Here is a 25,371-nt window from a genome sequence, read left to right as displayed (position 1 = left end):
TCATTGACACGTACGTACGTTCACGCAGTAGCAGCAACAGCAGCAGGAAACAGGTGACCCATGGCCGGCAACAGCCAGCGCAGGAACCGCCGCACGTCCAACAAGAAGGGCGCCACGGTCGGTAGCGGCGGGCAGCGGCGCAGGGGCCTGGAGGGCAAGGGCCCCACCCCGCCCGCGGAGGCGCGCAAGGGGCACGCCAAGCAGCGTGCCGCGAACGCCAAGGTGAAGCGCGCGGCGTCCACACAGTCGCGCCGCCCGTCCGGCCGGGGCTCCAAGTCCACCTCGGAGCTGGTGGCCGGGCGCAACCCGGTGGTGGAGGCGCTGCGCGCCGACATCCCGGCCTCGGCGGTCTACGTGCAGCAGTTCATCGACAACGACGAGCGCGTGCGCGAGGCGATCAAGCTCGCCACCGACCGGGGCATCCCGCTGATGGAGGCCCCGCGGCCGGAGCTCGACCGCATCACCAACGGGCTCAACCACCAGGGCCTGGTGCTGCAGATCCCGCCGTACGAGTACGCCCACCCCGAGGACCTCGCCGCCGAGGCCTTCGACGCGGGCGAGGACCCGCTGATCGTCGCGCTGGACGGGGTCACCGACCCGCGCAACCTCGGCGCCGTCGTCCGCTCCGTCGCCGCCTTCGGCGGCCACGGGGTCGTCGTGCCCGAGCGCCGCGCCGCCGGGATGACCGCGGGCGCCTGGAAGACCTCGGCCGGCACCGCCGCGCGCGTCTCGGTCGCCCGCGCCACCAACCTCACCCGCACGCTCGAGGCCTACCAGAAGGCGGGCCTCACGGTCGTCGGCCTGACCGCCGACGGCGAGACCGAGCTGCAGGACCTCGAGGCGCTGGCCGGGCCGGTCGTCGTCGTCGCGGGTTCGGAGGGCAAGGGCCTGTCGCGGCTCGTCGGGGAGACCTGCGACCTGCGGGTGCGCATCCCGATGCCGGGTGGCGCCGAGTCGCTGAACGCGGGCGTCGCCGCGGGCATCGTGCTCTACGAGGCGGCGCGCCGCCGGGCCTGAACCCGGACGCGCCCCCGTGCGCGCCCCGGCGACAACCCCTGATTGACGGGCCTCGGACACAACGGGGCCCGTCACACAGTGTCCTTATCGGGTGTCACTCGGTTAGATGAGTGTGGACACCAGAACACCCCGCACTCCTCCGGGGGGACGGTCGTCGGCGGTCACCGACGAGCCTGTGCTCAACATGCATAAGGTCTCCTCCGACCCGGCCCAGGTCATCGTCAATCACGCGAGCTTCCGCGTGCAGCTCGGCACGGCGTCGGGCCGTTCCCTGACGAGGACCCAGCGCGTCCCCGTCATTCCGACCTCCGTCCGCCCCTCCGCGGCCGCACAGCGGCGCGGTGCGCCCCTGGTGTGGTCCGGGCGCAGCGAACCCGGCGACGCCGCTGCCGGCCACCTGCTCGCCGCGGTGCGCCACGGCCAGGTGGCCGGCCCCGACCTCGGCACCGCGACGCAGGTGCTGCCGCGGATCGAGGAGCCGCCGCAGCCCGTCGTCGGCCCCCCGCGCCGGCCGCCGGCGCCCGGCGAGATGCTCGGCGGCATCCGCCCCGCGCGCGGCGCCTACGACGACTACCCCGACCACGAGGACACCAGCGAGTTCGCGTACGCCGCGCCGCCCGCCGGCCCCGTCGACGAGGACCCCGACTTCGATCCGTACGGGGATCCCGACGAGGAGTACGGCCGCGCCCGCCACCGCGATCGCGCCGAACCCATCCGGCACGCCTACTACCCCGGCCGCCGGATGAACCTCGGCATCGTGCTGCTGCCGCTGCGCATCTTCCTGGGCTTCATCTCCATCTACGCCGGCATGGGCAAGCTCTGCGACCCCGTGTACTTCGACGGCGGCAAGCGCGGCTCGATGGTGACCTGGCTCGCCTCGCTCCACCCGTGGGGGCTGGCCGAGCCGCTGCGCGACCTCGCCCTCGCGCACCCCATCGGCGCCGGACTCACGGTGGCCTTCCTGCAGGTGATCGCCGGTGTGCTCACGGTCTTCGGGCTCTGGCAGCGGTTCGCGGCGTCGATCGGCGCCCTGCTGTCGGCGGCGCTGCTGGTGACGGTGAGCTGGCGGACCGTCCCGGCGTACGACACGCCCGACATCATCCTGCTCGCCGCCTGGAGCCCGCTGGTCATCGCGGGGGCGCCGGTCTACTCCGCCGACGGCCGCCTGGCGAGCGAGGCCTGGCGCAAGCTCGGCCCGCGCGCCCCGCTGGGGGAGTTGCGGAGCCGGGTGCTGCGGCGCGGCGCGGTGCTGGCCACGGTGCTGGTCGGGATCTCGCTCGTGGTCGGTGCCACCCTCGGCACCGCCGTACGGTCCACCAGCCCGCGCTCGCAGCTCCCCGCCCCGACCGACGTCCCGACCAACAACCTCGAGGGCTCCCCGCTGCCCGAGGTGCCCGGGGAGAAGTCGTCCCGGCCCTCCACGGCCCCCTCGGCGGGCCGTTCCGGTGGTCCCTCGTCCTCCCCGTCCTCCTCGCCGTCGGCGCGGGGGGCGGCGTCCTCGGCGCCGAACGCCACACAGTCGCGTCCCGGGTCGTCCTCGGCGAACACCGGCAGCGGCGGCGGCACCGGCGGAGGCCCCGCGCAGACCGCGCCGTCCGTCCCGTCCCGTCCCACGGTGCCCAGCAACCCGCCGACGCAGGGCGGCGGCAACGGCACCGGCGGCACCGGCGGCGGTTCCTCCGACAGCGGCGGCGCGCTCGGCGGGCTGCTGGGCAGCGGCGAGACCTCCGGCTGGCTGCTCGGGGCCCCGTCGCGGCACGGCTCGGGCAAGGTCGCGTAACGCCCGTACGGCACACGGGAAGAGGCGGCCGGAGGTACCACCCTCCGGCCGCCTCTTCGTCGTTCCCTGGCGCGCCTGCGGCGCTGCCTTGCCCGAGCCGTGCCGCGGTCGGTGCGCTCAGGGCTGCGAGGCGAGTTCCTTCGCGGCCTCGGCCAGGTCCTTGGCGGTGTCGATGGCCCGCCAGTACGCGCCCTGGGGCAGCGGGAAGCCCGCGAGCCGCCGTTCCCGGGCGAGTTGGGGGAAGGTGGTGCGCTCGTGGTCACCGCGCTCCGGGAGCAGCCCGGTGAACTCGGGGGAGAAGACGTAGACGCCCGCGTTGATGAGGAACGGCGAGGGCGGGGACTCGATGAAGTCCAGGACGTGGCCGAACTCGTCGGTCTCCACGGCGCCCCACGGGATGCGCGGACGGGCCAGCGCCAGCGTGGCGACCGCGGCCCGCTCGACGTGGAAGGCGGCCATCTCCCGCAGCGAGAAGCGCGTCCAGATGTCGCCGTTGGTGGCGTACCAGGGCTCCTGGGGCCGGGGCAGGGAGGCCGCGGCGTGCTTCAGGCCGCCACCGCGGCCGAGCGGTTCGCGCTCGACGACCGTGGTCACCCGCAGCGGCAGGTCGGCCGCCGAGTCGGCGAGCCACTCCTGGAGGACCTCAGCGAGATGGCCGCACGAGATCACGGCGTCGGTGACGCCCTCGGCGGCCAGCCAGGCAAGTTGATGGCCGATGATCGGGATCCCGGTTCCGGGGATCTCGATCATCGGCTTGGGGCGGGTGTCGGTATAGGGCCTCAAGCGGGAGCCCTGTCCTCCGGCGAGGAGGACGGCCTGGGTCACCGCCGGGGAGGTCGCGGGCGTGCCGGTCATGGGCGCACCCTACGCGACCCGCGCGTCGGGTCATCCGAGCGAGGCCACGCCCGTCGCGAAGGCGGTGTCGCAGACCGGCCGCGACCAGGCCTGGGCGCGGTGCACCGAGCCGTACTTGGCGACCGCGGCGCGGCCCAGGGACCGGGCGATCGAACCGCAGTACTGCGCCAGCGAAGGCCGCTCGTTCATCTCGCGCTGCAGGTGCGTCAGGGCGATGCCGGGGTTCTTCTCCTGCAGCTCGCCCAGCAGCTTGCGGCGGAGCACCTCCTGCGGGGCCGACCGCAGGGACGCCGCCTCCTTCTGGTGCGAGGCGGTGAGGACTTGGGCGTCGGACGCCGAAGTCGCCCACGGGACGCGGGTGACGGCGAGGGTGCCGGAGAGCACGAGGACGACCGGGAGGACGAGGGCGAGTGACTTGCCGATGCGGCGGGCTACCTGGTTCACGGCAGTGATGGTAGCGAAGAGTGATGATTTGGCGACATTTAGCCACTCTGATGAGTGATGAACGCCCCTTGATCGACTGCGGGCGCATTGACGAACATGGTCGAAACGCCACTGTATGACCGGAAATGTGGGGTGATTCGGCCCCTGGAACGGCCGCGGCCCGGCCCCCCTTGCGCGGGGGCCGGGCCGGGTGTGTCCGCGGGCGGTCGGGGGACCGGATGCCCGGTCACCCGCTCGCTCGGTCGTTCAGTCGCTCAGTCGCTCAGTCGCTCACCGGTGGAGGTGGAGAAGACGTGGCTCTCGCCGGCGCGCGGCACGACACGCAGCACGGAGCCCTTCTCCGGCACCTGGCGGCCGCCGACGCGGATGACCAGGTCCTTGTGCTCGCCGCCGACCTCGGCCGAGCCGTAGACGAAACCGTCCGCGCCCAGCTCCTCGACGACGTTCACCGTCACGGCCAGACCGGCCGGCTCGTCCTTCGACAGGCCCGAACCGTCGCCGTCGACGATGTCGAAGTGCTCCGGGCGGACGCCGACGGTGACCGTGCGGTCGCCCTTGTCCGCCGCGGCCTGCACCGCGTCGCGCTCGACCGGCACCACGGAGTTGCCGAACTTCACGCCGCCGTCGGTGATCGGCACCTCGACCAGGTTCATCGCCGGGGAGCCGATGAAGCCCGCGACGAAGAGGTTGGCCGGCCGGTCGTACATGTGGCGCGGGGTGTCGACCTGCTGCAGCAGACCGTCCTTGAGGACCGCCACGCGGTCGCCCATGGTCATGGCCTCGGTCTGGTCGTGGGTGACGTAGACCGTGGTGGTGCCGAGGCGGCGCTGCAGCGAGGCGATCTGCGTACGGGTCTGGACACGGAGCTTGGCGTCCAGGTTGGACAGCGGCTCGTCCATGAGGAAGACCTGCGGCTCACGGACGATCGCGCGGCCCATCGCCACACGCTGGCGCTGACCACCGGAGAGCGCCTTGGGCTTGCGGCCCAGGTACTCGGTGAGGTCCAGGATCTTGGCGGCTTCCTCGACCCGCTTGCGGATGTCGGCCTTGTTGACGCCCGCGATCTTCAGGGCGAAGCCCATGTTGTCCGCGACGGTCATGTGCGGGTAGAGCGCGTAGTTCTGGAACACCATGGCGATGTCCCGGTCCTTGGGCGGCAGGTGGGTGACGTCCCGGTCACCGATCCGGATGGCGCCGGCGTTGACGTCCTCGAGGCCGGCCAGCATGCGGAGCGAGGTCGACTTCCCGCAGCCCGAGGGGCCGACGAGGACGAGGAACTCGCCGTCCGCGATGTCGATCTGCAGCGCGTCGACGGCGGGGCGCTCGGTCCCGGGGTAGATCCGGGTCGCCTTGTCAAAAGTGACAGTAGCCATGGTGCAGTGGTCCCTTCACCGGCAGGAACGTGCCGGACGATCCGAGTAAAGGAATGAGGTCTAGTCCACAGGATGTGGACCTTCCGTGACGCTACCTGGCCCGCCCCGCTTTGTCAGCACCCTCCCGGCGGCCAATTCCCGGACCCTCCCCCCTCCCCGCCTGGGTACACTTCTCGTGGCCCCACCCGTCTCCCGGGCACCCCGGAGCGGGGACGGTGCCGTGCCGCCTTAGCTCAGCTGGTAGAGCACCGCTCTTGTAAAGCGAAGGTCGTCGGTTCGAACCCGACAGGCGGCTCCAGTTGGGAGCAGCGACGACGCCCCGGACCATGATCGGTCCGGGGCGTTTGACATCCACGGGTGAGATCGACCGGAGGCGGTCACTCACGGTCGGGGCGGCGCCCGAGCGGACGGTCCATGTGGCTGATGGCCTCACGCTGTGTGTCGGAAGTCACGTGCGTGCGGACGTCCGGCGTGATGCCGGGACGCCGACGGATACGAGGCCCCGGCGGGGCGCTGGTTCATTCCGGGGGCGGGGCGGGAGAGACCGGCCGCTAGCCTCACGGCCGATGTGCGCCGGGTCCGGCGGCAGCGCGTCTTCGTTGCTGCGTGCGACAAGGAACTTCAGCGGACCGTCCACGCGCGGATCGCGCCGCGCAGAGCGGCGCGGCGGCACGGCGCTTCCGTCCCCGCCCCGCTCCGGCCGCCGGTCGCACGCCAGACGGCGAAGGGTCGCAGGGGGATGTACCGCCCGAGTCCGGCAAGGTGGGGGAATCCGCAGGTCATGCCTACGGTCCCCCGACCTCACTCCTGAACCGGTGATTGCCCGCCCGGTCGCCGTACTCCCGTGCCGTCGACGCGCAGGCCCCGGATCCCGGTGTGGGCCGCCCGCTGGTTTTTTGCGTGCACACAGGCATAGCGGGCGCCCACCGCACACGTCATCAAGGACAGCAAGCCCGCCGAGGAAGATCCCAGAACGTCTAGAGAAGGTGACGATGGATGCCGAGGGCCAGGAAAACTTCAGGGAGTTCGTGGAGAGCAGGTCGTCCGCGCTGCTGAAGACCGCCGTCCTGCTCAGCGGGGGTGACCGGCACGCGGCCGAGGATCTGCTGCAGAACGCGCTGATCAAGGCCGCGGGACGGTGGCACCGCATCGAGGAGCCCGAGGCGTACGTACGGCAGATCCTCTACCGGCAGCAGGTGAGCCGGTGGCGGCTGAAGTGGCCGCGGCGCGAACTGAGCGTGCCCGAGCCGCTGGAGAGCCCCGTGCGCCATGGCGCCGACGACGGGCCCGGTGCGGCCGACCTGCGCATCGTCATGCGTGCCGCACTGGCCCGGCTCACCGCCCGTCAGCGCACCGTCCTGGTCCTGCGGTACTTCGAGGACCTGCCCGAGGCCGACGTCGCCCGCCTGCTGGGCTGCTCGGTCGGCACGGTGCGGTCCACCACGCACCGTTCCCTGGCCCGGCTGCGGGGCCTGGCCCCCGAACTGGCAGCACTCGGCCCCGCGGACGCCGAGCAGCAGCCGTTCCGTGACTTCTCGCCTGTGGAGGTGCGTCCGTGAACGTCGACGAGCTGGTGCGCGACTCGCTGCGCGAACAGGCCGCCGAACAGCCTGCGCTGGGGCCGGGCTTCGCCGAGCGGGTGCTTGCGGTCCGACGGCGTCGTCGGACCCGGGCGCTGGCGTCCGTCGCGGCGGCCACCGCCGTCGTGGTCGCCGTCGCGGTGGCGGTCCCGTTCCTGGACGCCGGCAAGGACGACGCGCGCCTCGCGAACGTCTCCGCCCACCCGGACCAGACGCCGCCGCGCGACATGATCGCGGCAGGGGGCGTCGCGCTGGCCGCCTACTACACCTGGGAGACCGACGCCCGTGGTGTCGCCGTCCGCGCCTACCGGCTCCTCGACCCGAAGACCGGGACGTACGTGAAGACGACCAAGTGGTCCCGTGTCGCCGTCGCTCCCGGTATGCGGACCGCCGCCGTCCTGGAAAGGAACCTGCCCGCCAAGCGGATCGGCCTGCTCGACCTGCGCACCGGCGAGGTCGAGCGCTGGATCCCGGCCGACCGCGGCGTCGCGGGCGTGGAGTTCTCGCCCGACGGCAGCAAGCTCGTCGCGACGACGTACAGCGAGAACCCCGACCTGAGGTACAAGAAGGCGAAGTACGACAACGACGGCGACGGCGAAAAGGACTGGACGTCGGAGCCCGACGCCCCCGGCCAGTCGAGCCGGACCGGCTTCTACATCCTGGACGTGGCCTCCGGGAAGGGATCCTGGAGCGAGGCCGCCGTCGTCGACCAACTCGGCATCCGCCAGGACTTCGCCTTCAGCCGTGACGGCAAGCTGCTCCAATCCGGGCTCTTCTGGCCTCCCTACAGGCAGTACTACGACTTCGCGGGCAACCAGGTCGCCGCGCCCGCGAACGAGGCGTACGCGTCCTGGCGCAATGAGTCGGGGCTGTCCCCGGACGGCAAGTTCGTCGGGGGCGGTTACCTGCGGGGCACCCGCCCCATCGAGCAGTCCCGTTCCAAGCTCCTCGACCCCTACACCGGCAAGCAGGTCACCACGGTGCGCGGGGAGGAGTTGCTCACCTGGGTCGACAACAAGCACCTGATCGCCTGGGACTTCACACCGGACTTGAAGTCGCCCTCCCTCCGGCTCGTGCTCGTCACGATCGGCAGCGACAAGGTCGTACCGCTGAGCGGTTTCAGCAAGGGACTCGACGGTGCGGCCGGGCACTGGACGCCGATCTTCGCCGAACGCTGATCAGGCGGGCCCGCCGGCCGCTCGTTTCCGCCATGCCGCCTCGGGCCGCCGCTGGGGCCGCGCCCCCCGGGACGTCGCGTCGTGCTGCCAAGATGACGCGCACGCGTCGAATCAGGGGTGGGCATGGAGAACTGGGACTTCCGCGAGTGGCAAGCAGCCCTGGGCGCCCTCGACCCAAGGGCGGCCGCCTTGGTCGGCCTTGCGGCGGCCGAGCGCATAGCGGGGTGCCTGGGCGACGAGCGCTTCCGTCGCCACGGTGCCTCGGCGGCCGAAGCGGTGCGGGACCTGCTGCAGGAGTGCTGGTCCTGCGCCCAGTGCGGGGATGGATCTGCGGCGGCCCGGATACGGGACCTGGCCGACCGGTTGACCGGCCACTGCGCGGACTACCAGACGCTCTCGATGACCGAGCTGTTCCACTCGTACGGGCCGTTCGCCGCCGACGACGAGGATCCCGACGATGAGGCCCCCGACCTGGACGAATTCCTGGAGGAGGCGGAACCCGAGGGTGCGGTGATGATGCATCTGGACGCGCTCACGGCCATAGGGGAGGCGGCTGCGGCCTGTGCCGGAGGCCCCTGGGACGGAGCCCTCCGGTGCCTCCAGGTCACCGCCATGGCCGCGGACCAGCACGATCCCGGGCGCCGAGACACGGCACCAGGCGGAGGACCTCGCGCTGGTCCGGGCGACGGACGGCGCCGGGGCCGGGCCGGGACACCTGGTGACGGAGCTCCGGACCCGCGCCCAGGCGGAGGCGGCGGGATGGCAACGGGCCACCGAGCGACTCGGCCTTCTGCACGACTGATCCCGGAGCCTCGCATGGGGCCGTCGTACGGAACCGGGGGAATCCGGGGTCCCGCGGCGGCTGCGCGATGGGGCGCAGGGCGGATCACACCTGACTAGGCGCCGCCCAGCAGTCGCGAGAGCTCCGTCTCGGCCTCCTCGTACCCCGCGTCGGCGATCCGCTGCAGTTCGCGCAGGTCGCCCGCGGCGGCGGCGCGGCGGGTCAGCAGGAACCCCGCGTGAGTGGAGCCCTCGTCCAGCAGTTCGCTCAGCTCCTCGATGTCCCCGGCGGCGTCGGCGAGGTCGGCCAGCCGGTCCAGGGCGCTCTCGTTCCCGGCGTCCGCCAGCTCGCGCAGGGTCTCGCGGTCGAAGTTCGTGTTCACCATGGCGCCAGGGTGCAACCCTGCCCCTGGGACAGGGTCAAGTGCCACGATTGCCGGGTGATCACCATCGGTCAGCTCGCGGCGTACGTCGGAGTGTCGATCAAGACCATCCGCGTCTACCACGCCAAGGGGCTGCTTCCCGAGCCCGGCCGCGACGCCTCCGGCTACCGGCGCTACGGCGCGGACGACGTCGTCGCCCTCATCAAGATCCGGACGCTCGCCGAAGCGGGTGTCCCCCTGGCCCGCATCCAGGAACTGAGGGCGGCCGGCGAAGAGGAGTTCCGCCGGGCGCTCCACGACATCGACGGCCGACTGGCCGAGCGGATCCGCGGACTGCAGGCCACGCGGGCGCGCCTGCGCGAGCTCGCCTCCGGGGAGCCGACGCTGCTGCCCGCCCGGGTCCGGGCGCATCTGGAGGACCTGCGGCGCTGGGGATTCACCCCCCGGTGGGTGGACCTCCAGCGGGACCTGTGGATCCTCGTCTTCGCCACCCACCCGGACCAGGCGGGGGCCCTCTTCCAGGACCAGGGCGAGATGCTGTCCGAGCCCGCGCTGCGCCGGCTCTTCCTGCGGTACGACCACGCGTACGGCCTCGATCCCGGCGACCCCCGCATCGACGACCTGGCGCAGCGGATCGTCGAGGCGACCCGGAGCCGCTACGGATCGGGCGCGCCCCCCGAGGTGGACGTGGCCTCGGACATCCCCGCCCTCATCCAGAGCACGGTCAACGCCGCCTCCCCGGCCTGGCGGCGGCTGGACTCGCTGATCCGGGCGGGGCTGGGCGCGGCGCCGTGAGCCGCTCGAAGGGCCCGGGGTCCCTGCACGTTCGAATGGGGGCAGTGGCTGTAGGACCGCGGAGGGGTGCCCGCCCGCGCGGGGCGGGCACCCCTACGGGTCAGCGGACGGTGACCTGGGTCGTGCCCGTGACGCCGCCGCTGGTCACCGTGATGGTCGCGGTGCCGGAGCGGTGGGCGGTCAGGGCGCCGGTGGACGGGTCCACCGAGGCGACCTTGGGGTTGCCCGACGTCCAGACGTGGGACGCGGGGTCCGCGATCGGGATCGCGAGCGGTGCGATGTTGTCACCGGCGATCTGGTCGCCGGTCGCGGTCAGGGTGAGGCGGTCGCCGCGGGCGATCGGGTCCTTGGGGCCCGTGACCTCGATCGAGGCCAGCGCGGGCTCGACGGTGTACTGCAGGTTGCCGTCGTCACCGATCCGGACGAGACCGAAGTGGTAGATGCCACCCTGGTCGGCCGGGGCGTAGGCGGGCATGCCGAGGTCCGCGAAGGTGAACTGCGGGATGCCGCCCTCGTCCGTGGTCACGCTCCGGCCCTCGGGGTCGAGGATCTGCTCCGCGAAACCGCGCGCGTGACCGTACATCATGATCACGTGCTGCTTGGGGTGCGTTTCCTGGTAGCGCTGCACCAGCCGCAGGTACATCCGCGCCTCCCAGCGGTCCGTGAACTGGCTGTTCGCGGCCGGATGCGGGTCGTACGCGGGCATGTGGGTGATGACCAGCACGTCCTTGGCGGTGGTGTCCGTCAGCTGCTGGACGAGCCACGGGTACTGCACGCCCTCGGGGTTCTGGAACGGGTCCGAGGACTGCAGGCTGCCGTGCGAATTGTCGGTGACGATCATCCGCGCCGCGCCCTGGCCGTACGCGTAGTGGGTCTCACCGAAGGTGTCGCTGAAGTTGCCGTTCTCGGAGTCGGCGCCCTGCGTGATCTCGTGGTTGCCGACGATGTCGCGCTCGGGGATGCCGAGGGCGTCCATCTTGGACTTCGCGTACTGCAGGTCCACCAGCTTGCCGTCGTCGGGCATGTCGCCGAGGAACTGGGCGGAGTCCGGACGTGCCTGCGGGGTCAGGGTGGGCAGCCGCTTGGCGATGGAGTCCATCACGTTGCTGCTGACCGAACCCGGGTCGCTCGCGAGCATGTGCGCGTCGTCACCGGTGAGGATCGTGGTGCCGCGCTTGGCGAAGTCGGCGGAGTCCTCCTCGAAGGACAGCCACTTCGGGTTCTGCGGGATCGCGCGGTACTCGGGCACCGTGACCGGACGCGGCGAGTACAGGGCCTGCAGGCCCGCGACGTTGAGCGAACCGCTGTAGGCGGTGCTGGGGCTGATCGCCAGGAAGTCGATGAAACTGATGGTCAGCGGGAACTGCATGCCCGCCGGCAGCTGTGCGACCGCCAGGTGCCAGTCCTTCCACGTCACGAACGTCGGGTACAGCGTGGTCGACGAGCCGTTGACGCCGATGTACTTCTCGGCGAGCTCGATGCCGTTGCCGTCACCCTTGATCCACACGCCGATGGCGGTGGGGACCTGGCCGTTGTCGGTGTCGGTCTTCAGGGTGACCTTCGGCGAGAGCACCAACTGCTTGACACCGGAGGCGGCCGGCATCGAGTAGTCGAGCCGCAGGGATCCCGACTCGGTGGAGCCCGGCGGGACGACCCCGGGGTCCGTGGTCAGGGTGGCGGGCTTGCCGGTGGTGTTGTTGCTGAGCCGCCACACGTCCAGGCTGGTGACCGGGTCGATGACCTTGCTGACCCGGCCCACGGCGACCGACGTGGTCGCGGTGGTGCCCGCGACCTGTGCGCTGACCTCGGCCAGACCGCCGTCGTCGGTGCTCGCGGTGAACAGGCCGTGCGCGTCGACGGTGCCCAGGTTCTCCGGGGTGACCTTCCAGGTGGCCGCCTCGGCGGGGATCTGCACCGCGCCGCCGTCCTTGACGGTGCCGGCCAGGGTGAGCCGCTGGGTGGCGCCGTTGTCCAGGTCGGCCTTGTCGGGCGAGACCGTGAGGGTCGTGAGCCTGCTGACGACCTCGAGCTTCTCCGAGGTGGAGGCGCGGCCGTTCGAGGCGATGATCCGGCCCGAGCCCGTGCGGTGCGGGGTGAGCTTGCCGTCCTCGTACGAGGCCAGCGACGCGGGCACGACGCGGACGTGGACCTGGCCGGCCGCCGGGTTCGCGAGCCGGTCGACGGAGTGCACCGGGAGCGGGATGGTGCCGCCGGCGACGGTGGTGACCTGCTCGCCGCCGTTCACCACGACCTTGACGGCCGGGCCGGCCTCCTCGGCGGTGGAGTAGAAGAAGATGCCGTTGGCGACCGGACGTTCCGTGTTGCCGGGCTGGTCGGAGGGCTTGTTGACGATCTCGGCCCGGTCGGCGCCGGGGGCGCGGCTGACCATGCCGGTGGAGCCGCCGCCGTCGAAGAGCATGGCGTCGTGGGCGCCGTGGGCGACCATGTAGCCGGCGGCCTGGTCACGGGTCACGCCGAAGGCGGTGGTGGCGCCGCCCTGGCCGTCGACGGCGATGACGATGGCGTGCTTGCCGTCCTTGGTGACGCCGACCGCGGTCTCCGGGTTGGCGCCGCTCGGCGGGGTGCCGGTCGGGTCCTTGTAGACCTGGCCGTCCTTCACCAGCGTGTCGACGCCGCTGATCAGCTGGGTGACATCGTTGTCGGGCGAGAGCCGGGTGGCGATGCCCACCGTGTCGCCGCCGTGCAGGGTGTCGGTCAGCCACTGCCCGCCGTCGCCGGCGCCGAGCAGACCGAGTCGGCCGTCGGCGAGGCGCGGCACCGCGGTGACGCCGGTCCGCACGTCGTCGACGACGAAGCCGCCGTCGGTGACGTGGCCGAGCACCAGGACGGAGGCCTTGGGCAGGCCGGGGGTCTCGCCGAGGTCGGGGGTGACCTCGGTGATGCCGCCGGACGTCACGTCGTTCACGGTGTTCACCGAGGTGAGCGCACGGGTCGCGGAGCCGGCGGTGATCGTCCCGGAGAAGGTCTCCGGGCCCATCACGATGGTTCCGTCCGGCTTGACGCCCAGCTGGGAGGCGAAGCCCGGCTTGGGGCTCTTCAGCAGGCGCCCGTCGGTCATGATGCCGCCGAGCGGACGGCCGCTGGCGTGGATCTCGAAGTAGTCGCCGTTGACGCCCGCCACCGCGCGGGTGCGGTGCGCCATCGACGACGGCGTCTCGTCGGCCGGGTTGGTGATGGTGTCACCGGCCTGGACCATGCCGACCCGGAGGTTCGGGTCGTCGAGGTCGGCGGAGAGCACCTGGATGTGCTGGCGGCCGCCGACGGTGTCGTAGGTCTCGCTGTAGTGCTGCAGACCGCGCGTGACCGTCTCTGCGGGGGTTCGGGTGTAGTCCACCACGAGCGGCCAGTTCTGCGGAGTCTCCGGCAACCAGTCACGGTCGGGCGTGTGGCCCTGGAGGGCCTCCTCGCCCGCCGGTGCCGAGGCGGTGGCCACGGCCCCGCCCACGGCGCCGGTCAGCGCCAGTGCCAGCGCGGTGACCACGGCGGTGCGGCGTGCGCCGGTCCCCGTGGTCCTCTTCCCGCGAAGTGTCATGGAGTGTTCCTTATGGGTGACGTGCCGGCTGGTCGCCGGCCCCGGTCCACCCGACACCCGTTCGGCGACGCCCAGGTTTCCGGTTGCGGATCGGCGGGTGACCCGCAGGGGGTGCGGGGTTATGGATTCGGTCAAGTCGTCGCCGCTGAAGGGGGGTCCGCCGGGCGCACCGTTCCGCTGCCGTACCCGCGCGGACGTGCGGAACGCCCCGGCCGAGCATCGGCCGGGGCGTTCCGTGGGTCCCTCGGGTCAGGTACGGGCGCCCGTCACCAGGGGGCGGGGCCCGAGGGCGCGACGACCGGGGGACGGTCGTCGCAGGTGATGGTGTTGGGCAGCTCCCACGCGCCCAGCCAGGGGCCCGTGGTGCCGCCGCCGTCGTTGCCGCCGAGGTCGGTCAGGGAGAACTCGGAGCCGGTGGCGGGGAAGTTGAAGGAGCCGCAGTTGTTGACGCCGACCGCGCCGACGTTGCGGGCGTCGACGTTCTCGAAGGACGCCGAGCCGGCGACCCTGGCGCTGACGACCGAGGTGCCGGTGCCGTCCACCCGGATGTCCTTGAAGTGCACGTTCGTGATCGAGTAGGTGTCCTTCACCGGCCAGTCGGCGACCAGCATGATCGCGTTGTAGGTGCTGTCGAGGAAGTGGTCGCCGGTCACGCGGATGTCGGCGTCGATGTTCCGCTCCAGGGCGTAGAACCAGATCGCGCCGAGGCCGATGTTCCAGTTCAGCTCGTACGTGCCCGCCCGCACCGTGGTGTTGTCGGTGATCCACAGGTGCCCGGTGAACGGCTGGGCGCCGAAGCGGGAGCCCACCTGGAGGGCGCTGCCCTCGCGGATGGGGTCGGCGATCAGGTTGCCGGAGACCGTGGTGTCGGTGCCGCCGTAGATCGCGATGCCGTTGGCGAGCACGGGCGTCTGCACGGTGTTGTGGTCGAAGGTGTTGCGGGCGTTGCCCGTCTTCTCCGACCACATCGCCAGCCCGTCGTCGCCGGAGTTGCGGACGAAGTTGTTGCGGACGACCGAATCCGTCACGCCGGTGTGGAAGTTGAGGCCGTCGGCGATCTGGTCGGTGATGACGTTGCCGGTGATCCGCAGGTTCGACATCGGGCCGTCGAACCACATGCCCACCTTGGTGTGGTGGATGTAGAGGCCCTCGATGGTGGAGTCGCTCATCGCCCCGCCGACACCGTTCACCTGGTCGGTGTCGATGCGTTCGCGGACGTCGCCCTCGATCGCGAAGCCGGACAGGTGGACGTCGCGGCTGCCGCCGTCCGCCGCGTCCTTGCCGTAGAAGCCGACGCCGGTGTGCACGGAGCCGTCCGGCGCCGGGGAGTCGAGCGCGACCTCCCTGCCCTTGATGATCGTGTACCAGCTGCCGGCGCCCTCGATCGTCACGTCGTCCACGACGATGTGCCGGTTGACCTGGTAGGTGCCCGGCGGGATGTAGACCTTCAGGTGCGCGTGGCGGGCGAAGGCGATCGCCTTGTCCAGTGCCTTGGCGGAGTCCCGGCGGCCTGTCGGGTCGGCGCCGAAGGCGAGGACGTTCGCCGCGAGGAGCGAGACGCGGGGCGGGGCGACCACGTGGGAGTCGAGGAGGTCGACGGTCGTCGGGACGGCCCCGGAGCGCGCCGGGACGGTGAGCCGGATCCTGTCGCCCGCCTTGTACGTCCGGCCCAGCAGGAGGCGCTGCTCGTCGTAGAAGTGGTTCGGCCGGAAGGGCTTGGAGATCACCGGCGCCGGGGTGGTCGCGTTGGGCACGCAGCCGCACTCGGTGATCCACCAGTCGTCGTGGAGCAGCCCGGCCTGCGGGTCGTTGGAGAACGGGTACTGGTTGTAGAGCCAGGCGTACTGCGAGGTCAGGGTCATCGTCGTGCGGGCGCGGCCGTTGACCGTCACGTCGAGCGGCGCGGTGATGCCGCCCCCGCCGGGCGCGTCCGGGACGCTGTACCGCACGGTGATCGCGTTGGCGGCGCTCGGCAGCGTGAACTCCACGTACTGGCCGCGCCGCAGGGTCACCGCCTTGCGCCCGGACGCCTCCGCGGGGAGCGTGTAGGCGCTCCGGTCGGGGCCGATGACCTCGCCGTCCGTGACGGCGTTCTCGGCCTCCTGCTCCACGAACCCGAGGTCCGCGCCACGGCCCTTGACCAGCGCCGGGTCCAGTGCCGCCCGCGTCACGACCGGCCGGGCCGCGCCCTTCGCCGTCGCGGTACCGGCCTGCGCCGTGGCGCCGACCGGGCCGATGCCGACGCCGAGGCCGGCCGCCACCGCGACCACCGCCACGGCTCTTCGCCAGGCACTCCTGCTGCTCCGTGTCATCCCCAGCTCTTCTCTCGTAAGGCGCGACCGCCCGGGACGTTCGAGGCGGAGCGGACGTCGTGAGGTGAGGCGACAGTAAGGACCCGTCAGGCCGCTCCACAAGGCTCATGCGTGATGTTTTCGGCCTGATGATGGTCAAGTGCGTTTGTCTGTTTGTTTTTTGCTCTGCTTGCGTCACTCGTTGCGGAAGCGGACAACGTGAAGCGCGCCCCGGGCCGAGCGGGCCAGAGGTTGGCGGGGGCGGCTTACCGGCCCGGCCAGGGCCGGGGCAGCGGGACCCACTCCGGTCCGCGGTGGTGCAGCCACCACTCGCCGATGGTCCGGAACTTCTCCTCGAAGGCGGCGTCCTGGCTCATGAAGCCGGTGATGGGCGCCCGGAGGCGGGTGAGGCGGCCGTCCGCCTCGCAGATCACCACCCGTCGCACGCCCATGTTCGACTCGACCCAGATGCCCTGGACGTCCGCCCAGCGGACCGTCCTGCGCCGCAGGTTGTGCACCACCGCGGCCGACGGGGTGAGCGTGACACCGAACCGCGCGGAACCGAGCAGACCCGCCGGCAGCGCGAGCCACACACCCGCCGGGAACGCGAACCCGGCGCTGGACGAGTCGGGGAAGAGCAGCGGTTCGGCGATCGCCAGGGCCATGACGAGGACGGCGGCGGGCACCAGCGGCATCACCCTCTGGTACCAGGTCAGCCGGAAACGGACGTGCTCCATCGAACTCCCCACCCCTTGTCGGCACATGATCGCCGACGCAGCTTGGCCGAGCGCGACGCCGCTGTCCATCCCGGCGGGAGTGTCAGCCGGCCGGGGCGGCCGCGGGGGGCGGTCCGGGCGCGTGGCGCAGCCCGTAGGCGATGAGGGGTTCGAGGGCGGCGAGGAGTTCGGTGCCCCGGGCGGAGGGGTGGTAGAGGATCTGCACGGGGGTGCTCGGGATGACCTCGCGGCCGATGAGGCCGAGGTGCTCCATCTCCTTGAGGCGTTGTGAGAGCAGCCGGTCGGAGATGCCCGGCACCATGCGGCGGTAGTCGGTGAAGCGCCGGGCGCCGCGGGCGGCGGCCAGCAGGACGGCGCCGGTCCAGCGGCGGCCGACCTGTTCGAGGACGGCCTGGAAGGCGGTGCAGGCCTCGGCGTCGATGTCGGGCTCGGTGGTCTCGCGGGAAGTCACTTACCCAAGATTAGCGGCTAACCTTCGCCTTTGCCGAAGGTCCCGGCCCCCCGACGCTGAAGCCATGGACACCACCGACCGTGCACAGCGGCTCCGCTTCGGGCTGAGCCTCGACCCGGACGCCGGCCGTCTGCCGGAGACGCTGGAGCTGGCCGCCGCCGCGGACGCCGCGGGGCTGGACCTGCTCGCCCTGCAGGACCACCCGTACCAGCCCGGCCACCTCGACGCGCTCACGCTGTCCGCCCTGGTCGCGGCCCGCACCTCGCGCATCTCCGTCTTCACCGACGTCGCCGACCTGCGGCTGCGGCCCCCGGTCATGCTGGCCAAGACCGCCGCGAGCCTGTCGGCGGCGTCCGGCGGCCGCTTCCAGCTCGGCGTGGGCGGCGGCGGCATACCGGAGGCGATCGGCTCGATGGGGGCGGCGCCGATGCCGCCCCGCGAGGTCGTGGCGTACACGGAGGAGTCGCTGCGGATCATGCGGACCGCGCTGGACGGCGGGCCCGTGCGGCACCGTGGCGACGTGCTCACGGTGCCCGGCTACCAGGCCGGCCCGGTGCCGCCGCGCCGGGTCGAGCTGTGGCTCGGCGGGCAGCGGCCGCGGATGCTGGCGGTCGCGGGCCGGGCGGCGGACGGCTGGATCTCGCCGCTGAACATCTACGTGCCGCCGCAGGAGGTGCCGGAGCGTCAGCGCGTCGTCGACGAGGCGGCCCGCGCCGCCGGGCGCGATCCCGCGCGCGTCCGCCGCATCTACAACGTGATCGGTGTCATCGGCGGCTCCGGCGCCCCCGGCCTCAACGGCGACGTCGGCCGGTGGGCCGACACCCTCGCCGAGTGGGCGACCGTGCTGCGCTTCGACACCTTCGTCTTCTGGCCCGTCACCGCGCACCGGCAGCAACTGGAGGTCTTCGCCGGCGAGGTCGTGCCGGCCGTCCGCGAGCGGGTGGCCCGATGACGCCCGGCCCCGGCACCGCCCCGGCCGCCGCCTTCGCGGTGCCCGCCGCCCTGGCGGAGCGGACCGTGCTCCCCGGCGACCCCCGCTACCCGCTGCTGCGCTCCACCTACACCACCGTCGCCCGCCCCGCCGCCGTGGTCCTCGTCCGCGGGCCCGGCGACATCGCCGCCGCCCTCGCCGCGGCCCGTGCGCAGGGACTGCCCGTCGCCGTGCGCTCCGGCGGCCACGGGCTGTCCGGCCGGTCGTCCAACGATGGCGGGGTCGTCATCGACCTCTCCGGGCTCGACGAGGTCCGGGTCCTGGGCCGGGCGGCCCGTCTGGTGCGGGTGGGGGCGGGCGCCCGCTGGGGCCGGGTGGCGTCCACGCTCGCGGTGTACGGGCTGGCCGTCAGCTCGGGCGACCACGGCAACGTGGCGGCCGGTGGCCTGGCCACCGCGGGCGGCATCGGCTGGCTCGCCCGTACGTACGGGCTGACCGTCGACCGGGTCCGCGCCGTCGAGCTCGTCCTGGCCGACGGGACCGCGCTGCGGGCCGACGCCACGCACCACCCGGACCTGTTCTGGGCGGTGCGGGGGGCGGGCGCGGGCGTGGGGATCGTGACCGCCTTCGAGATCGAGGCGATGGACCTGGGGGACATCGGCGTGGCCCAACTGGTCTTCGAGGCCGACCGCGCGGGCGGCGCCCTCACGCAGTGGGCGGCCGCGATGGCCGCCGCGCCGCGCACGCTCACCTCCGCCGCCCACCTCCTGTCCAACGGTCCGGCCCTGGCGCTCTCCGTCACCGTCGCCGTGGCCGACGACGACCCCGACCGCGTCCGCGAGGCACTCGGCCCCCTGCTGGCCGGGCGGCACCGCCCGCTCCAGGCGACGGCACAGATGGCCCCGTACACCGCGCTGGTCTCCACCGCCCACCAGCACGCCAACACCGGTCAGCAGCCCGTGGTGAGCACCAACTCGCTGCTGCCCGCGATGACCCGGGACGCCGCACGCGCCGTCATGGCGACCGCGGGCGACCGGCGCCGGCCGGCCTTCGTCCAGCTGCGCTCGCTCGGGGGCGCGATCAACGACGTCCCGGCCGACGCCACCGCCTACGCCCACCGCACCCAGCAGGTCCTGGCGCAGGGCAACCTCTTCCCGCCGCACGGGCCGGACGACCTGCACCGCCTGTGGACACCGGTCCGTGAGCTCGGCGACGGCAGTTACGTGAACTTCGAGAGCGGCACCGGCCCCGGCGTGTTCGACCGTGCCTACCCGGGCGCCACCGGTGCGCGGGTGCGCGCGCTGTGGCGGCGCCACGACCCGGACGGCGTCCTGCGCCCGCTCACCCCCGGCTGACCGGGCCCGGGCCGGACCGGCGGCGCTCCGCGAACGGGCCGCCCGGTCCGAAGGCCAGCGCCGCGAAGCGCCGGCCCATCCGCCGGTAGCCCGCGGCGTTGGGGTGCAGGTCGTCGGGCAGGTCGGCGACGTCGCCGGGCCCGAAGAGCCGGCGGCCGTCCAGGTAGTGCAGGTTGCGGTCGCCGGAGGCGGCCCGGGCGGCCACGATCCGGGCCAGCTCGGCCCGGATGACGGTGAGCGTGAGCGCGCCGCCGGGGACGTCCGCGGCAGAGCCCATGGCCACCACCCGCGGGACGGGGGCCGACAGGTCGGGCGCGGTCGGGCCGGGGGTGGTCTCCACGACCGGGCAGCTGATGGGCGACACGACCAGCAGCGGGGTGTCCGGGTGCCCGTCGCGGACGGTGTCGAGGAAGCCGTGCACGGCCGGGCCGAAGGAGCGCAGCCGGAAGGCGTCCCGGTTCACGATGTTGATGCCCAGCTTGAGGCTGATCAGGTCGGCCGGCAGGTCCCGGATGGTCCGGGCGACGTACGGGTCGAGCATCGCGTTGCCGCCGAGCCCCAGGTTGAGCAGCTCGGCCCCGGCCAGGGCCGCGGCGAGCGCCGGCCAGGTGGCGGTCGGGGACTCGGCCGCGGCGCAGTGGCTGATGGAGCTGCCGTGGTGGATCCAGCGCCGCCGGCCGGTCGGGCGCGGCGGCAGCACCTCGGCGTCCGCCCACAGCCCGACCAGCTCGGTGCGGGTCTGCTGCGGCAGCCACAGCTCGACGTCCTTCTCGCCCCGGGGCAGGTCGTGGAACCGGACCCGTCCCGGCGCCCCCGGCTCGCGCCGGGAGGGCTCGGCGAACAGGTCCGGCTTGTGGAGGACGTCCCCTGGCGGCGCGGGGGCGCTGCCGGCGCGCCTGCCGTCGACGACCAGGTCGACGACCCCGGCGGGGAGCGGCTCCGAGGTCCCCGCCAGCTGCCAGACCGAGGTCAGCAGTTCCAGCTCGACCACCCGGGCGGCGGTCCGGAACGCCAGCCGTACGCCGGAGGGCAGGGCGGTCATCTCGTCCATCAGGACGTCCGGATACTGCGCCCGCGTCCACGCCGGGAGACGCCGCGGCAGCAGCCCGGCCCTCGTCCGTTCCAGGTCGAGCGCGCCGCGGATCTCCACCGGGCCCCCGGTCAGCGGGACCGCGTGCAGGGCGTGCGTCGCTGTTGTCACGTTTTCTCCCTGCCCGGGACCGGCCGTCGGCACACGGCCGCGCCATCGGATCCGGCGTCCGGTGCCGTGCCCGCGCCGATGGGCGCCGGTGTCCGCGCGCCGCCGGAGACGCCCGCGGGCGCGGGACGGCCAGGGGCGTGAGGGGATCCCCGTCGCCGGCGGCCCCTACGGAACCAGGACGACCTTGCCCATCGTGCCGCGGCCTTCCAGGGCCGTGTGCGCCGCGGCGGCCTCGGCGAGCGGGAAGCGCTGCACGGCGGGGGTGAGCCGCCCGGCCGCCCACGCGGCGAGGGCCTCCTCCTCCAGCGTCCGCAGGCCGGACCGCAGCATCGCCGGACCGAGGACGACCTGGGAGGTGATGCCGCGCGCGGCCAGTTCGCCGGGTGTGAACTCCAGCGGGCCGCCGGACGCCCAGCCGTAGACCACGTGCCGCCCGCCGGGGCCCAGCAGGTCCACCGCCCCGCGGCCGAGGTCGCCGCCGACCGCGTCGAGCACGACCGTACCGGGCCGTCCGCCGAGGGCCGCCCGGGCCGCGTCCGTCCAGTCCTCGGCGGAGTAGTCGACGGCGGCGTCCGCGCCCAGCTCCAGGACGCGCGCGGTCTTGGCCGGCCCGCCCGCGAGCCCGAGGACGACGGCGCCCGCGGTGCGCGCGGCCTGTACCAGCAGGCTGCCCAGTCCGCCCGCCGCCGCGGTGACCACGACCGTGTCGGCGGGACCGAGCGGTGTCCGGCGCAGGATGCCCAGGGCCGTGCGGCCGGTGCCGATCATGGCGACGGCCTCGGCGGCGTCCTTGCCGTCCGGCAGCACGTGGAGCTTCTCGACGGCGGTGACGGCGAGTTCGGCGTAGCCGCCCGGCGCCACGCCCAGATGGGCCACGACGCGCCGGCCGAGCCACTCGGGGCCGACGCCCTCCCCGGCGGCCTCCACGGTGCCGGCCACCTCGCGGCCCGGGACCGTGGGCAGCTCGGGCAGCGGGTAGGGGCCCTTGGGGTCGCCGGAGCGGATGGCGGTGTCGATCACGTGGACGCCGGCGGCGGCGACGGCGATGCGCACCTCGCCGGGGCCGGGCTCCGGGTCCGCGGTCCTCTCGTAGCTCAGGTTCCCGGCCGGGCCGAACGCGTGGAGACGGATGGCGTGCACGGTGCTTTCCCCCTGGACACGACGACAGTGGGCGGTCGGATGATCCGCACCGCCCACTGTCCGACCTCAACCGCGGTTGAGGTCAAGCGAGGAGCTTCGCCTTCGCCTTGGTGTACTCCTCGTCGGTGATGTGGCCCTGGCTCTTGAGTTCGGCGAGCTTGGACAGCTGGTCGACGTTGCCGCCCGCCGTTCCGCCCTCGCCCGCGGCGGCCTGCCGCACGTACTGCTTGAAGGCCGCGTCCATTTCCTTCGCCTGCTTCTGGTCCCGCTCGGCCATGCCCTTGCCCCGGGCGATGACGTAGATCAGCACGCCGATGAAGGGCAGGAAGATCAGCAGGATGATCCAGCCGGCCTTGGCCCAGCCGCCGACCGTGTGGTCGCGGAAGAGGTCACCGATGATCCTGAAGAGCAGGAAGAACCACAGCACCCAGCAGAAGATCAGGAGCATCGTCCAGAAGAGGTTCAGCAGCGGGTAGTCGTCCATGCCCCAAGTGGACGGCGGCCGAACGGGTCCCGCACCTGGGATTGCGCCGTTCGGGCTACAGGCGGGGGAACCGCGCCGTCAGGTCCCAGATCGCGGGGTTGGCGTCCAGGCCGTCGTGCATGTCCGTCAGGTCGGCGACCAGGTCGTGCAGGAAGTCGCGGGCCTCGCGGCGCAGCTCGGCGTGGGGGAAGGAGAGCGGCCGGTCGTCCGGCGCCCAGTCGGCGCCGACGTCGACGAAACCGAAGCGGCGCTGGAAGCGGAGCCGGTCGGTGGACTCGGTGAAGTCCAGCTCGGCGTACTGGGGGCGGGCCGCACGGCTGCCGAGCGGGTCGCGGTCCAGCTGCTCGACGATGTCGCACAGCGCCCACGCGAAGTCGAGGACCGGCACCCATCCCCAGGCTGTGGACAGTTCGCGGTCGGCCGTCACGTCCGCCAGGTAGACGTCCCCGCAGAACAGGTCGTGGCGCAGCGCCCGTACGTCGGCGGTGCGGTAGTCGGTCTGCGGGGGGTCGGGGAAGCGGCGGGAGAGCGAGTAGCCGAGGTCGATCACCCGCCGATGGTACGCGGCGGCCCCGGCGGCAGGTCCTTGTGGAGCACGGAGCAGGGACGGCCCATCTGCCGGTCCTCGCGGTGGTCGATCACCCGGTAGCCGAGCGTCCGCCAGAACGCCAGCGCGCCGGGGTTGCTGTCGAGCACCGCCAGGCGCACGCCGTCCCGTCCCCGCGCGCGCAGCCGTTCCTCGACCAGCCCGGCGAGTTCGCGTCCCAGCCCCGAGCGGTGCCGGCCGCCGTGCACCATCAGCAGGCCGATCCAGGGGTAGGGGTCGAGGGGATCCGGGTGCTCGGCAAGGGTGACGGCGAGGCCTGCCAGGCTCCCGTCGGCGCCGTCGCGGGCGAGCAGCACTTCGGTGGCGGGGTGGGCCAGTTCGGCGTTGACGCTGCTCGCGACCTGGTCCGCCGTGACGGACGCGGGGTCGGGGAAGTCACCGGTGGCGCGGTGGAAGGCGGGGTTGGAGGCGTACAGCTCCGTCAGCCCGGCGAGGACGCCGGGCGGGAGGGAGCCGTCCACCGGTACGAGGGGTTCGAGCACCAGCATGCCCCGCACGCTAGTCGCGTGCGGGGCACGGGGCGCCGCATTAAGTGAGGCTCGTGGGACCCGACGGGTGTCAGAGGCCGACGCCGAAGTCGGTGGCGATGCCGGCGAGGCCGGAGGCGTAGCCCTGGCCGACCGCGCGGAACTTCCACTCGGCACCGTTGCGGTAGAGCTCGCCGAAGACCATGGCGGTCTCGGTGGCGGCGTCCTCGCTGAGGTCGTAGCGGGCGATCTCGGCGCCGCCGGCCTGGTTGACGATGCGGATGTAGGCGTTGCGGACCTGGCCGAAGTTCTGGCTGCGGGTCTCGGCGTCGTAGATCGAGACGGGGAAGACGATGCGCTCGATGTCGGCGGGCAGCCCCGCCAGGTTGACGTTGATCGCCTCGTCGTCGCCCGCGCCCTCGCCGGTGCGGTTGTCGCCGGTGTGGACGATGCTCTGGTCCGGCGTCTGCTTGTTGTTGAAGAAGACGAAGTAGGCGTCCGCGTAGACCTTGCCGCTCGGGTTGAGCGCGATGGCGCTCGCGTCGAGGTCGAAGTCGGTGCCGGTGGTGGTGCGCACGTCCCAGCCAAGACCCACCGTGATGGCCGCCAGGCCCGGTGCTTCCTTGGTGAGCGAGACGTTGCCGCCCTTCGACAGGCTTACAGCCATGGGAGTCCCCTCCGTGATGTCGGTCATTCGTGCCGACGACGACGCTACCTTCACAGGGGGGAACGTCGTGAGAGGCCGGCATGGTTCCTTTACGGCGAAAAACGCCTCCCGGGCCATGTCCCGGAAAATCCTGTGACTCCGGCGGCCGTCGGCGGGATCATGGGGGACATGTCCGGGCCGCCCCCTCTCGTCGTCCGTGGCTCGGTCTCCCTTCCGGAGGCCGAGCTGATGTGGCGTTTCTCCCGGTCGTCCGGACCGGGCGGCCAGCACGTGAACACCTCCGACAGCCAGGTCGAGCTGCGATTCGATCTCGTCAATTCCGAGTCGCTGCCCCCGGTGTGGAAGAAGCGTGCCCTGGAGCGGCTCGCCTCCCGTCTGGTGGGCGGCGTCCTGGTCGTACGGGCCTCCGAGCACCGCTCGCAGTGGCGCAACCGGGAGGCGGCGATGACGCGCCTGGCGGCGCTGCTCGCCGAGGCGACGGCGCCGCCGCCGAAGGTGCGCAGGCCCACGAAGATCCCGCGCGGCATCAATGAGCGGCGGCTGCGGGAGAAGAAGCGCCGCGGCGACACCAAGCGCGGCCGGGACCCGCGGGGCTGGTCCTGAGCCCTGGCGGCGTCCTCCGCGCGCGGCCCTGCCGGACTCCTCAGCCGAGGTGCCGGTAGCGGCCCCGGAAGTACATCAGGGGCGCGCCGTCGGCGCTGGGGGTGCGCGCGGTCAGCACGCGGGCGATCACCAGGGTGTGGTCACCCGCCGGGACGCGCTGCTCTGTCTCGCACTCCAGCACGGCCAGGCCGCCGCCGAGTATCGGAGCCCCCGAGACCTCGCCGCGGTAGTAGGCGACGTCCTCGAAGAGCAGCCGGTCGCTGATGCGGCCGCGCATGGCGAAGCGCCCGGCGATGTGCCGCTGGCTCTCGCTCAGCACGGACACCGCCCAGCGCCGCCGGCGCTCCAGCAGTTCGTCCATGCGGGACCCCTCGCGCAGGCTCACGAGCACCATGGGCGGCTCCAGGGAGACCGAGACGAAGGCGGTCGCGGTCATGCCGACGTCCTCGCCCCGCGGGCCGTCCTCGGGGTCGTGGGCGGTCACCAGGACCACCCCCGCGGCGAGGCGGCTCATGGCGGCGCGGAAGGCATCGCTGTCCACGCCCGTCAGGGGTGGCTCGGAACCGTCGGGCACGGTCCCAGGATGCGGGATGCGGGGCGCGGAGGTGATTGACTGTGACACGCCCCGACGCTAGCCGGACTGCCGCACCACCCGCATCGGACTTCGGATCGAGCCAGGTCCTAGGACCTCCCGGCCAC

At 72.8% G+C, this 25,371-nt stretch carries 23 protein-coding genes and 1 tRNA gene; 9 read left to right on the top strand and 15 right to left on the bottom strand.

Annotated elements, in window-relative coordinates; translation table 11 throughout:
* Positions 1-60 precede the first annotated feature (60 nt).
* Complete coding sequence (gene rlmB, locus OG937_21045) at positions 61-1,017, top strand: 23S rRNA (guanosine(2251)-2'-O)-methyltransferase RlmB (protein ID WUD73997.1); 957 nt, start codon at positions 61-63, stop codon at positions 1,015-1,017.
* Positions 1,018-1,123: 106 nt separating this feature from the next.
* Positions 1,124-2,797, top strand: a complete 1,674-nt coding sequence (locus OG937_21040) for a DoxX family membrane protein (GenBank protein WUD73996.1) — start codon at positions 1,124-1,126, stop codon at positions 2,795-2,797.
* Between the two features lie 117 nt (positions 2,798-2,914).
* Here OG937_21040 and OG937_21035 read toward each other — a convergent pair whose 3' ends face one another.
* From OG937_21035 to ugpC, 3 genes are all read right to left on the bottom strand, one after another.
* A complete protein-coding gene (locus tag OG937_21035) occupies positions 2,915-3,652 on the bottom strand; it encodes a nucleotidyltransferase family protein (protein ID WUD73995.1) in 738 nt (245 codons plus the stop codon).
* A gap of 30 nt (positions 3,653-3,682) precedes the next feature.
* On the bottom strand, positions 3,683-4,096 hold the full coding sequence (locus OG937_21030) for a hypothetical protein (GenBank protein WUD73994.1): 414 nt from the start codon (positions 4,094-4,096) through the stop codon (positions 3,683-3,685).
* Between the two features lie 254 nt (positions 4,097-4,350).
* Positions 4,351-5,469: a sn-glycerol-3-phosphate ABC transporter ATP-binding protein UgpC gene (gene ugpC, locus OG937_21025; GenBank protein WUD73993.1), complete on the bottom strand. Its 1,119-nt coding sequence runs from the start codon at positions 5,467-5,469 to the stop codon at positions 4,351-4,353.
* Positions 5,470-5,691: 222 nt separating this feature from the next.
* Here ugpC and OG937_21020 point away from each other — a divergent pair.
* From OG937_21020 to OG937_21010, 3 genes are all read left to right on the top strand, one after another.
* Positions 5,692-5,767 (top strand) — tRNA-Thr (locus OG937_21020).
* Positions 5,768-6,461: 694 nt separating this feature from the next.
* Positions 6,462-7,028, top strand: coding sequence for a SigE family RNA polymerase sigma factor (locus OG937_21015; GenBank protein ID WUD73992.1), 567 nt, complete (start codon positions 6,462-6,464; stop codon positions 7,026-7,028).
* A complete protein-coding gene (locus OG937_21010; protein ID WUD73991.1) occupies positions 7,025-8,227 on the top strand; it encodes a WD40 repeat domain-containing protein in 1,203 nt (400 codons plus the stop codon). The genes OG937_21015 and OG937_21010 overlap by 4 nt, the downstream gene beginning before the upstream one ends.
* 896 nt (positions 8,228-9,123) lie before the next feature.
* Here the strand turns inward: OG937_21010 and OG937_21005 are convergent.
* Positions 9,124-9,393 (bottom strand): hypothetical protein, encoded by a 270-nt coding sequence (locus tag OG937_21005; protein ID WUD73990.1) that lies wholly within the window; start codon positions 9,391-9,393, stop codon positions 9,124-9,126.
* A 54-nt stretch (positions 9,394-9,447) separates the two neighbouring features.
* On the opposite strand from OG937_21005, the gene OG937_21000 reads away from it, so the two are divergent.
* Positions 9,448-10,185, top strand: a complete 738-nt coding sequence (locus OG937_21000) for a MerR family DNA-binding transcriptional regulator (protein WUD73989.1) — start codon at positions 9,448-9,450, stop codon at positions 10,183-10,185.
* 100 nt (positions 10,186-10,285) lie between these two features.
* Here the strand turns inward: OG937_21000 and OG937_20995 are convergent, their stop codons facing one another.
* The 4 genes from OG937_20995 to OG937_20980 all read right to left on the bottom strand — a co-directional run bounded on the left by OG937_20995 (position 10,286) and on the right by OG937_20980 (position 17,217).
* Positions 10,286-13,738, bottom strand: coding sequence for a phosphodiester glycosidase family protein (locus OG937_20995; protein ID WUD73988.1), 3,453 nt, complete (start codon positions 13,736-13,738; stop codon positions 10,286-10,288).
* 266 nt (positions 13,739-14,004) lie between these two features.
* Positions 14,005-16,050 carry a right-handed parallel beta-helix repeat-containing protein gene (locus OG937_20990; GenBank protein ID WUD73987.1) on the bottom strand — a complete coding sequence of 682 codons (2,046 nt, stop codon included), beginning with the start codon at positions 16,048-16,050 and terminating at the stop codon, positions 14,005-14,007.
* Positions 16,051-16,295: 245 nt separating this feature from the next.
* Positions 16,296-16,766 carry a hypothetical protein gene (locus tag OG937_20985; GenBank protein ID WUD73986.1) on the bottom strand — a complete coding sequence of 157 codons (471 nt, stop codon included), beginning with the start codon at positions 16,764-16,766 and terminating at the stop codon, positions 16,296-16,298.
* A gap of 82 nt (positions 16,767-16,848) precedes the next feature.
* Positions 16,849-17,217, bottom strand: a complete 369-nt coding sequence (locus OG937_20980) for a helix-turn-helix transcriptional regulator (GenBank protein WUD73985.1) — start codon at positions 17,215-17,217, stop codon at positions 16,849-16,851.
* A 64-nt stretch (positions 17,218-17,281) separates the two neighbouring features.
* On the opposite strand from OG937_20980, the gene OG937_20975 reads away from it, so the two are divergent.
* Together OG937_20975 and OG937_20970 are read left to right on the top strand one after the other, a co-directional pair.
* Entirely contained in the window at positions 17,282-18,169 is an 888-nt protein-coding gene (locus OG937_20975) for an LLM class flavin-dependent oxidoreductase (GenBank protein ID WUD73984.1), read from the top strand.
* The gene (locus OG937_20970; GenBank protein ID WUD73983.1) at positions 18,166-19,503 is read left to right on the top strand and encodes an FAD-binding oxidoreductase; all 1,338 of its coding nucleotides are present in this window, start codon (positions 18,166-18,168) and stop codon (positions 19,501-19,503) included. Before OG937_20975 ends, OG937_20970 begins: the two co-directional genes overlap by 4 nt.
* On the opposite strand, the gene OG937_20965 is transcribed toward OG937_20970, so the two are convergent.
* The 6 genes from OG937_20965 to OG937_20940 form a co-directional block, all read right to left on the bottom strand.
* Positions 19,490-20,704, bottom strand: a complete 1,215-nt coding sequence (locus tag OG937_20965; protein WUD73982.1) for a GDSL-type esterase/lipase family protein — start codon at positions 20,702-20,704, stop codon at positions 19,490-19,492. The genes OG937_20970 and OG937_20965 overlap by 14 nt on opposite strands.
* Positions 20,705-20,869: 165 nt before the next feature.
* Positions 20,870-21,844, bottom strand: coding sequence for a zinc-binding dehydrogenase (locus OG937_20960; protein WUD73981.1), 975 nt, complete (start codon positions 21,842-21,844; stop codon positions 20,870-20,872).
* Positions 21,845-21,926: 82 nt separating this feature from the next.
* Positions 21,927-22,328: an SHOCT domain-containing protein gene (locus OG937_20955; protein WUD73980.1), complete on the bottom strand. Its 402-nt coding sequence runs from the start codon at positions 22,326-22,328 to the stop codon at positions 21,927-21,929.
* Positions 22,329-22,383: 55 nt separating this feature from the next.
* Positions 22,384-22,878: a hypothetical protein gene (locus OG937_20950; protein WUD73979.1), complete on the bottom strand. Its 495-nt coding sequence runs from the start codon at positions 22,876-22,878 to the stop codon at positions 22,384-22,386.
* Entirely contained in the window at positions 22,875-23,423 is a 549-nt protein-coding gene (locus OG937_20945) for a GNAT family N-acetyltransferase (protein WUD73978.1), read from the bottom strand. The genes OG937_20950 and OG937_20945 overlap by 4 nt, the downstream gene beginning before the upstream one ends.
* Before the next feature lie 70 nt (positions 23,424-23,493).
* Positions 23,494-24,069, bottom strand: coding sequence for a TerD family protein (locus OG937_20940; GenBank protein WUD73977.1), 576 nt, complete (start codon positions 24,067-24,069; stop codon positions 23,494-23,496).
* Between the two features lie 159 nt (positions 24,070-24,228).
* Between OG937_20940 and arfB the strand changes: the two genes are divergently transcribed.
* Positions 24,229-24,672, top strand: coding sequence for an alternative ribosome rescue aminoacyl-tRNA hydrolase ArfB (gene arfB / locus OG937_20935; GenBank protein ID WUD78832.1), 444 nt, complete (start codon positions 24,229-24,231; stop codon positions 24,670-24,672).
* A 40-nt stretch (positions 24,673-24,712) separates the two neighbouring features.
* Here the strand turns inward: arfB and OG937_20930 are convergent, their stop codons facing one another.
* The gene (locus tag OG937_20930; protein ID WUD78831.1) at positions 24,713-25,186 is read right to left on the bottom strand and encodes a flavin reductase family protein; all 474 of its coding nucleotides are present in this window, start codon (positions 25,184-25,186) and stop codon (positions 24,713-24,715) included.
* Positions 25,187-25,371: the final 185 nt, after the last annotated feature.

The sequence above is a fragment of the Streptomyces sp. NBC_00510 genome (genome assembly GCA_036013505.1).
Taxonomy (GTDB): Bacteria; Actinomycetota; Actinomycetes; order Streptomycetales; family Streptomycetaceae; genus Actinacidiphila.
This window is presented reverse-complemented; position numbering and strand designations above follow the sequence as displayed.

Excerpts from the sequence above, each read along its gene's own strand:
- rlmB (WUD73997.1), top strand. The coding sequence starts at position 61 with ATGGCCGGCAACAGCCAGCGCAGGAACCGCCGCACGTCCAACAAGAAG.
- OG937_21040 (WUD73996.1), top strand. The coding sequence starts at position 1,124 with ATGAGTGTGGACACCAGAACACCCCGCACTCCTCCGGGGGGACGGTCG.
- OG937_21035 (WUD73995.1), bottom strand. The coding sequence starts at position 3,652 with ATGACCGGCACGCCCGCGACCTCCCCGGCGGTGACCCAGGCCGTCCTC.
- ugpC (WUD73993.1), bottom strand. The coding sequence starts at position 5,469 with ATGGCTACTGTCACTTTTGACAAGGCGACCCGGATCTACCCCGGGACC.
- OG937_21015 (WUD73992.1), top strand. The coding sequence starts at position 6,462 with ATGGATGCCGAGGGCCAGGAAAACTTCAGGGAGTTCGTGGAGAGCAGG.
- OG937_21005 (WUD73990.1), bottom strand. The coding sequence starts at position 9,393 with ATGGTGAACACGAACTTCGACCGCGAGACCCTGCGCGAGCTGGCGGAC.
- OG937_20995 (WUD73988.1), bottom strand. The coding sequence starts at position 13,738 with ATGACACTTCGCGGGAAGAGGACCACGGGGACCGGCGCACGCCGCACC.
- OG937_20990 (WUD73987.1), bottom strand. The coding sequence starts at position 16,050 with ATGACACGGAGCAGCAGGAGTGCCTGGCGAAGAGCCGTGGCGGTGGTC.
- OG937_20985 (WUD73986.1), bottom strand. The coding sequence starts at position 16,766 with ATGGAGCACGTCCGTTTCCGGCTGACCTGGTACCAGAGGGTGATGCCG.
- OG937_20975 (WUD73984.1), top strand. The coding sequence starts at position 17,282 with ATGGACACCACCGACCGTGCACAGCGGCTCCGCTTCGGGCTGAGCCTC.
- OG937_20970 (WUD73983.1), top strand. The coding sequence starts at position 18,166 with ATGACGCCCGGCCCCGGCACCGCCCCGGCCGCCGCCTTCGCGGTGCCC.
- OG937_20955 (WUD73980.1), bottom strand. The coding sequence starts at position 22,328 with ATGGACGACTACCCGCTGCTGAACCTCTTCTGGACGATGCTCCTGATC.
- OG937_20945 (WUD73978.1), bottom strand. The coding sequence starts at position 23,423 with ATGCTGGTGCTCGAACCCCTCGTACCGGTGGACGGCTCCCTCCCGCCC.
- OG937_20940 (WUD73977.1), bottom strand. The coding sequence starts at position 24,069 with ATGGCTGTAAGCCTGTCGAAGGGCGGCAACGTCTCGCTCACCAAGGAA.
- arfB (WUD78832.1), top strand. The coding sequence starts at position 24,229 with ATGGGGGACATGTCCGGGCCGCCCCCTCTCGTCGTCCGTGGCTCGGTC.
- OG937_20930 (WUD78831.1), bottom strand. The coding sequence starts at position 25,186 with ATGAGCCGCCTCGCCGCGGGGGTGGTCCTGGTGACCGCCCACGACCCC.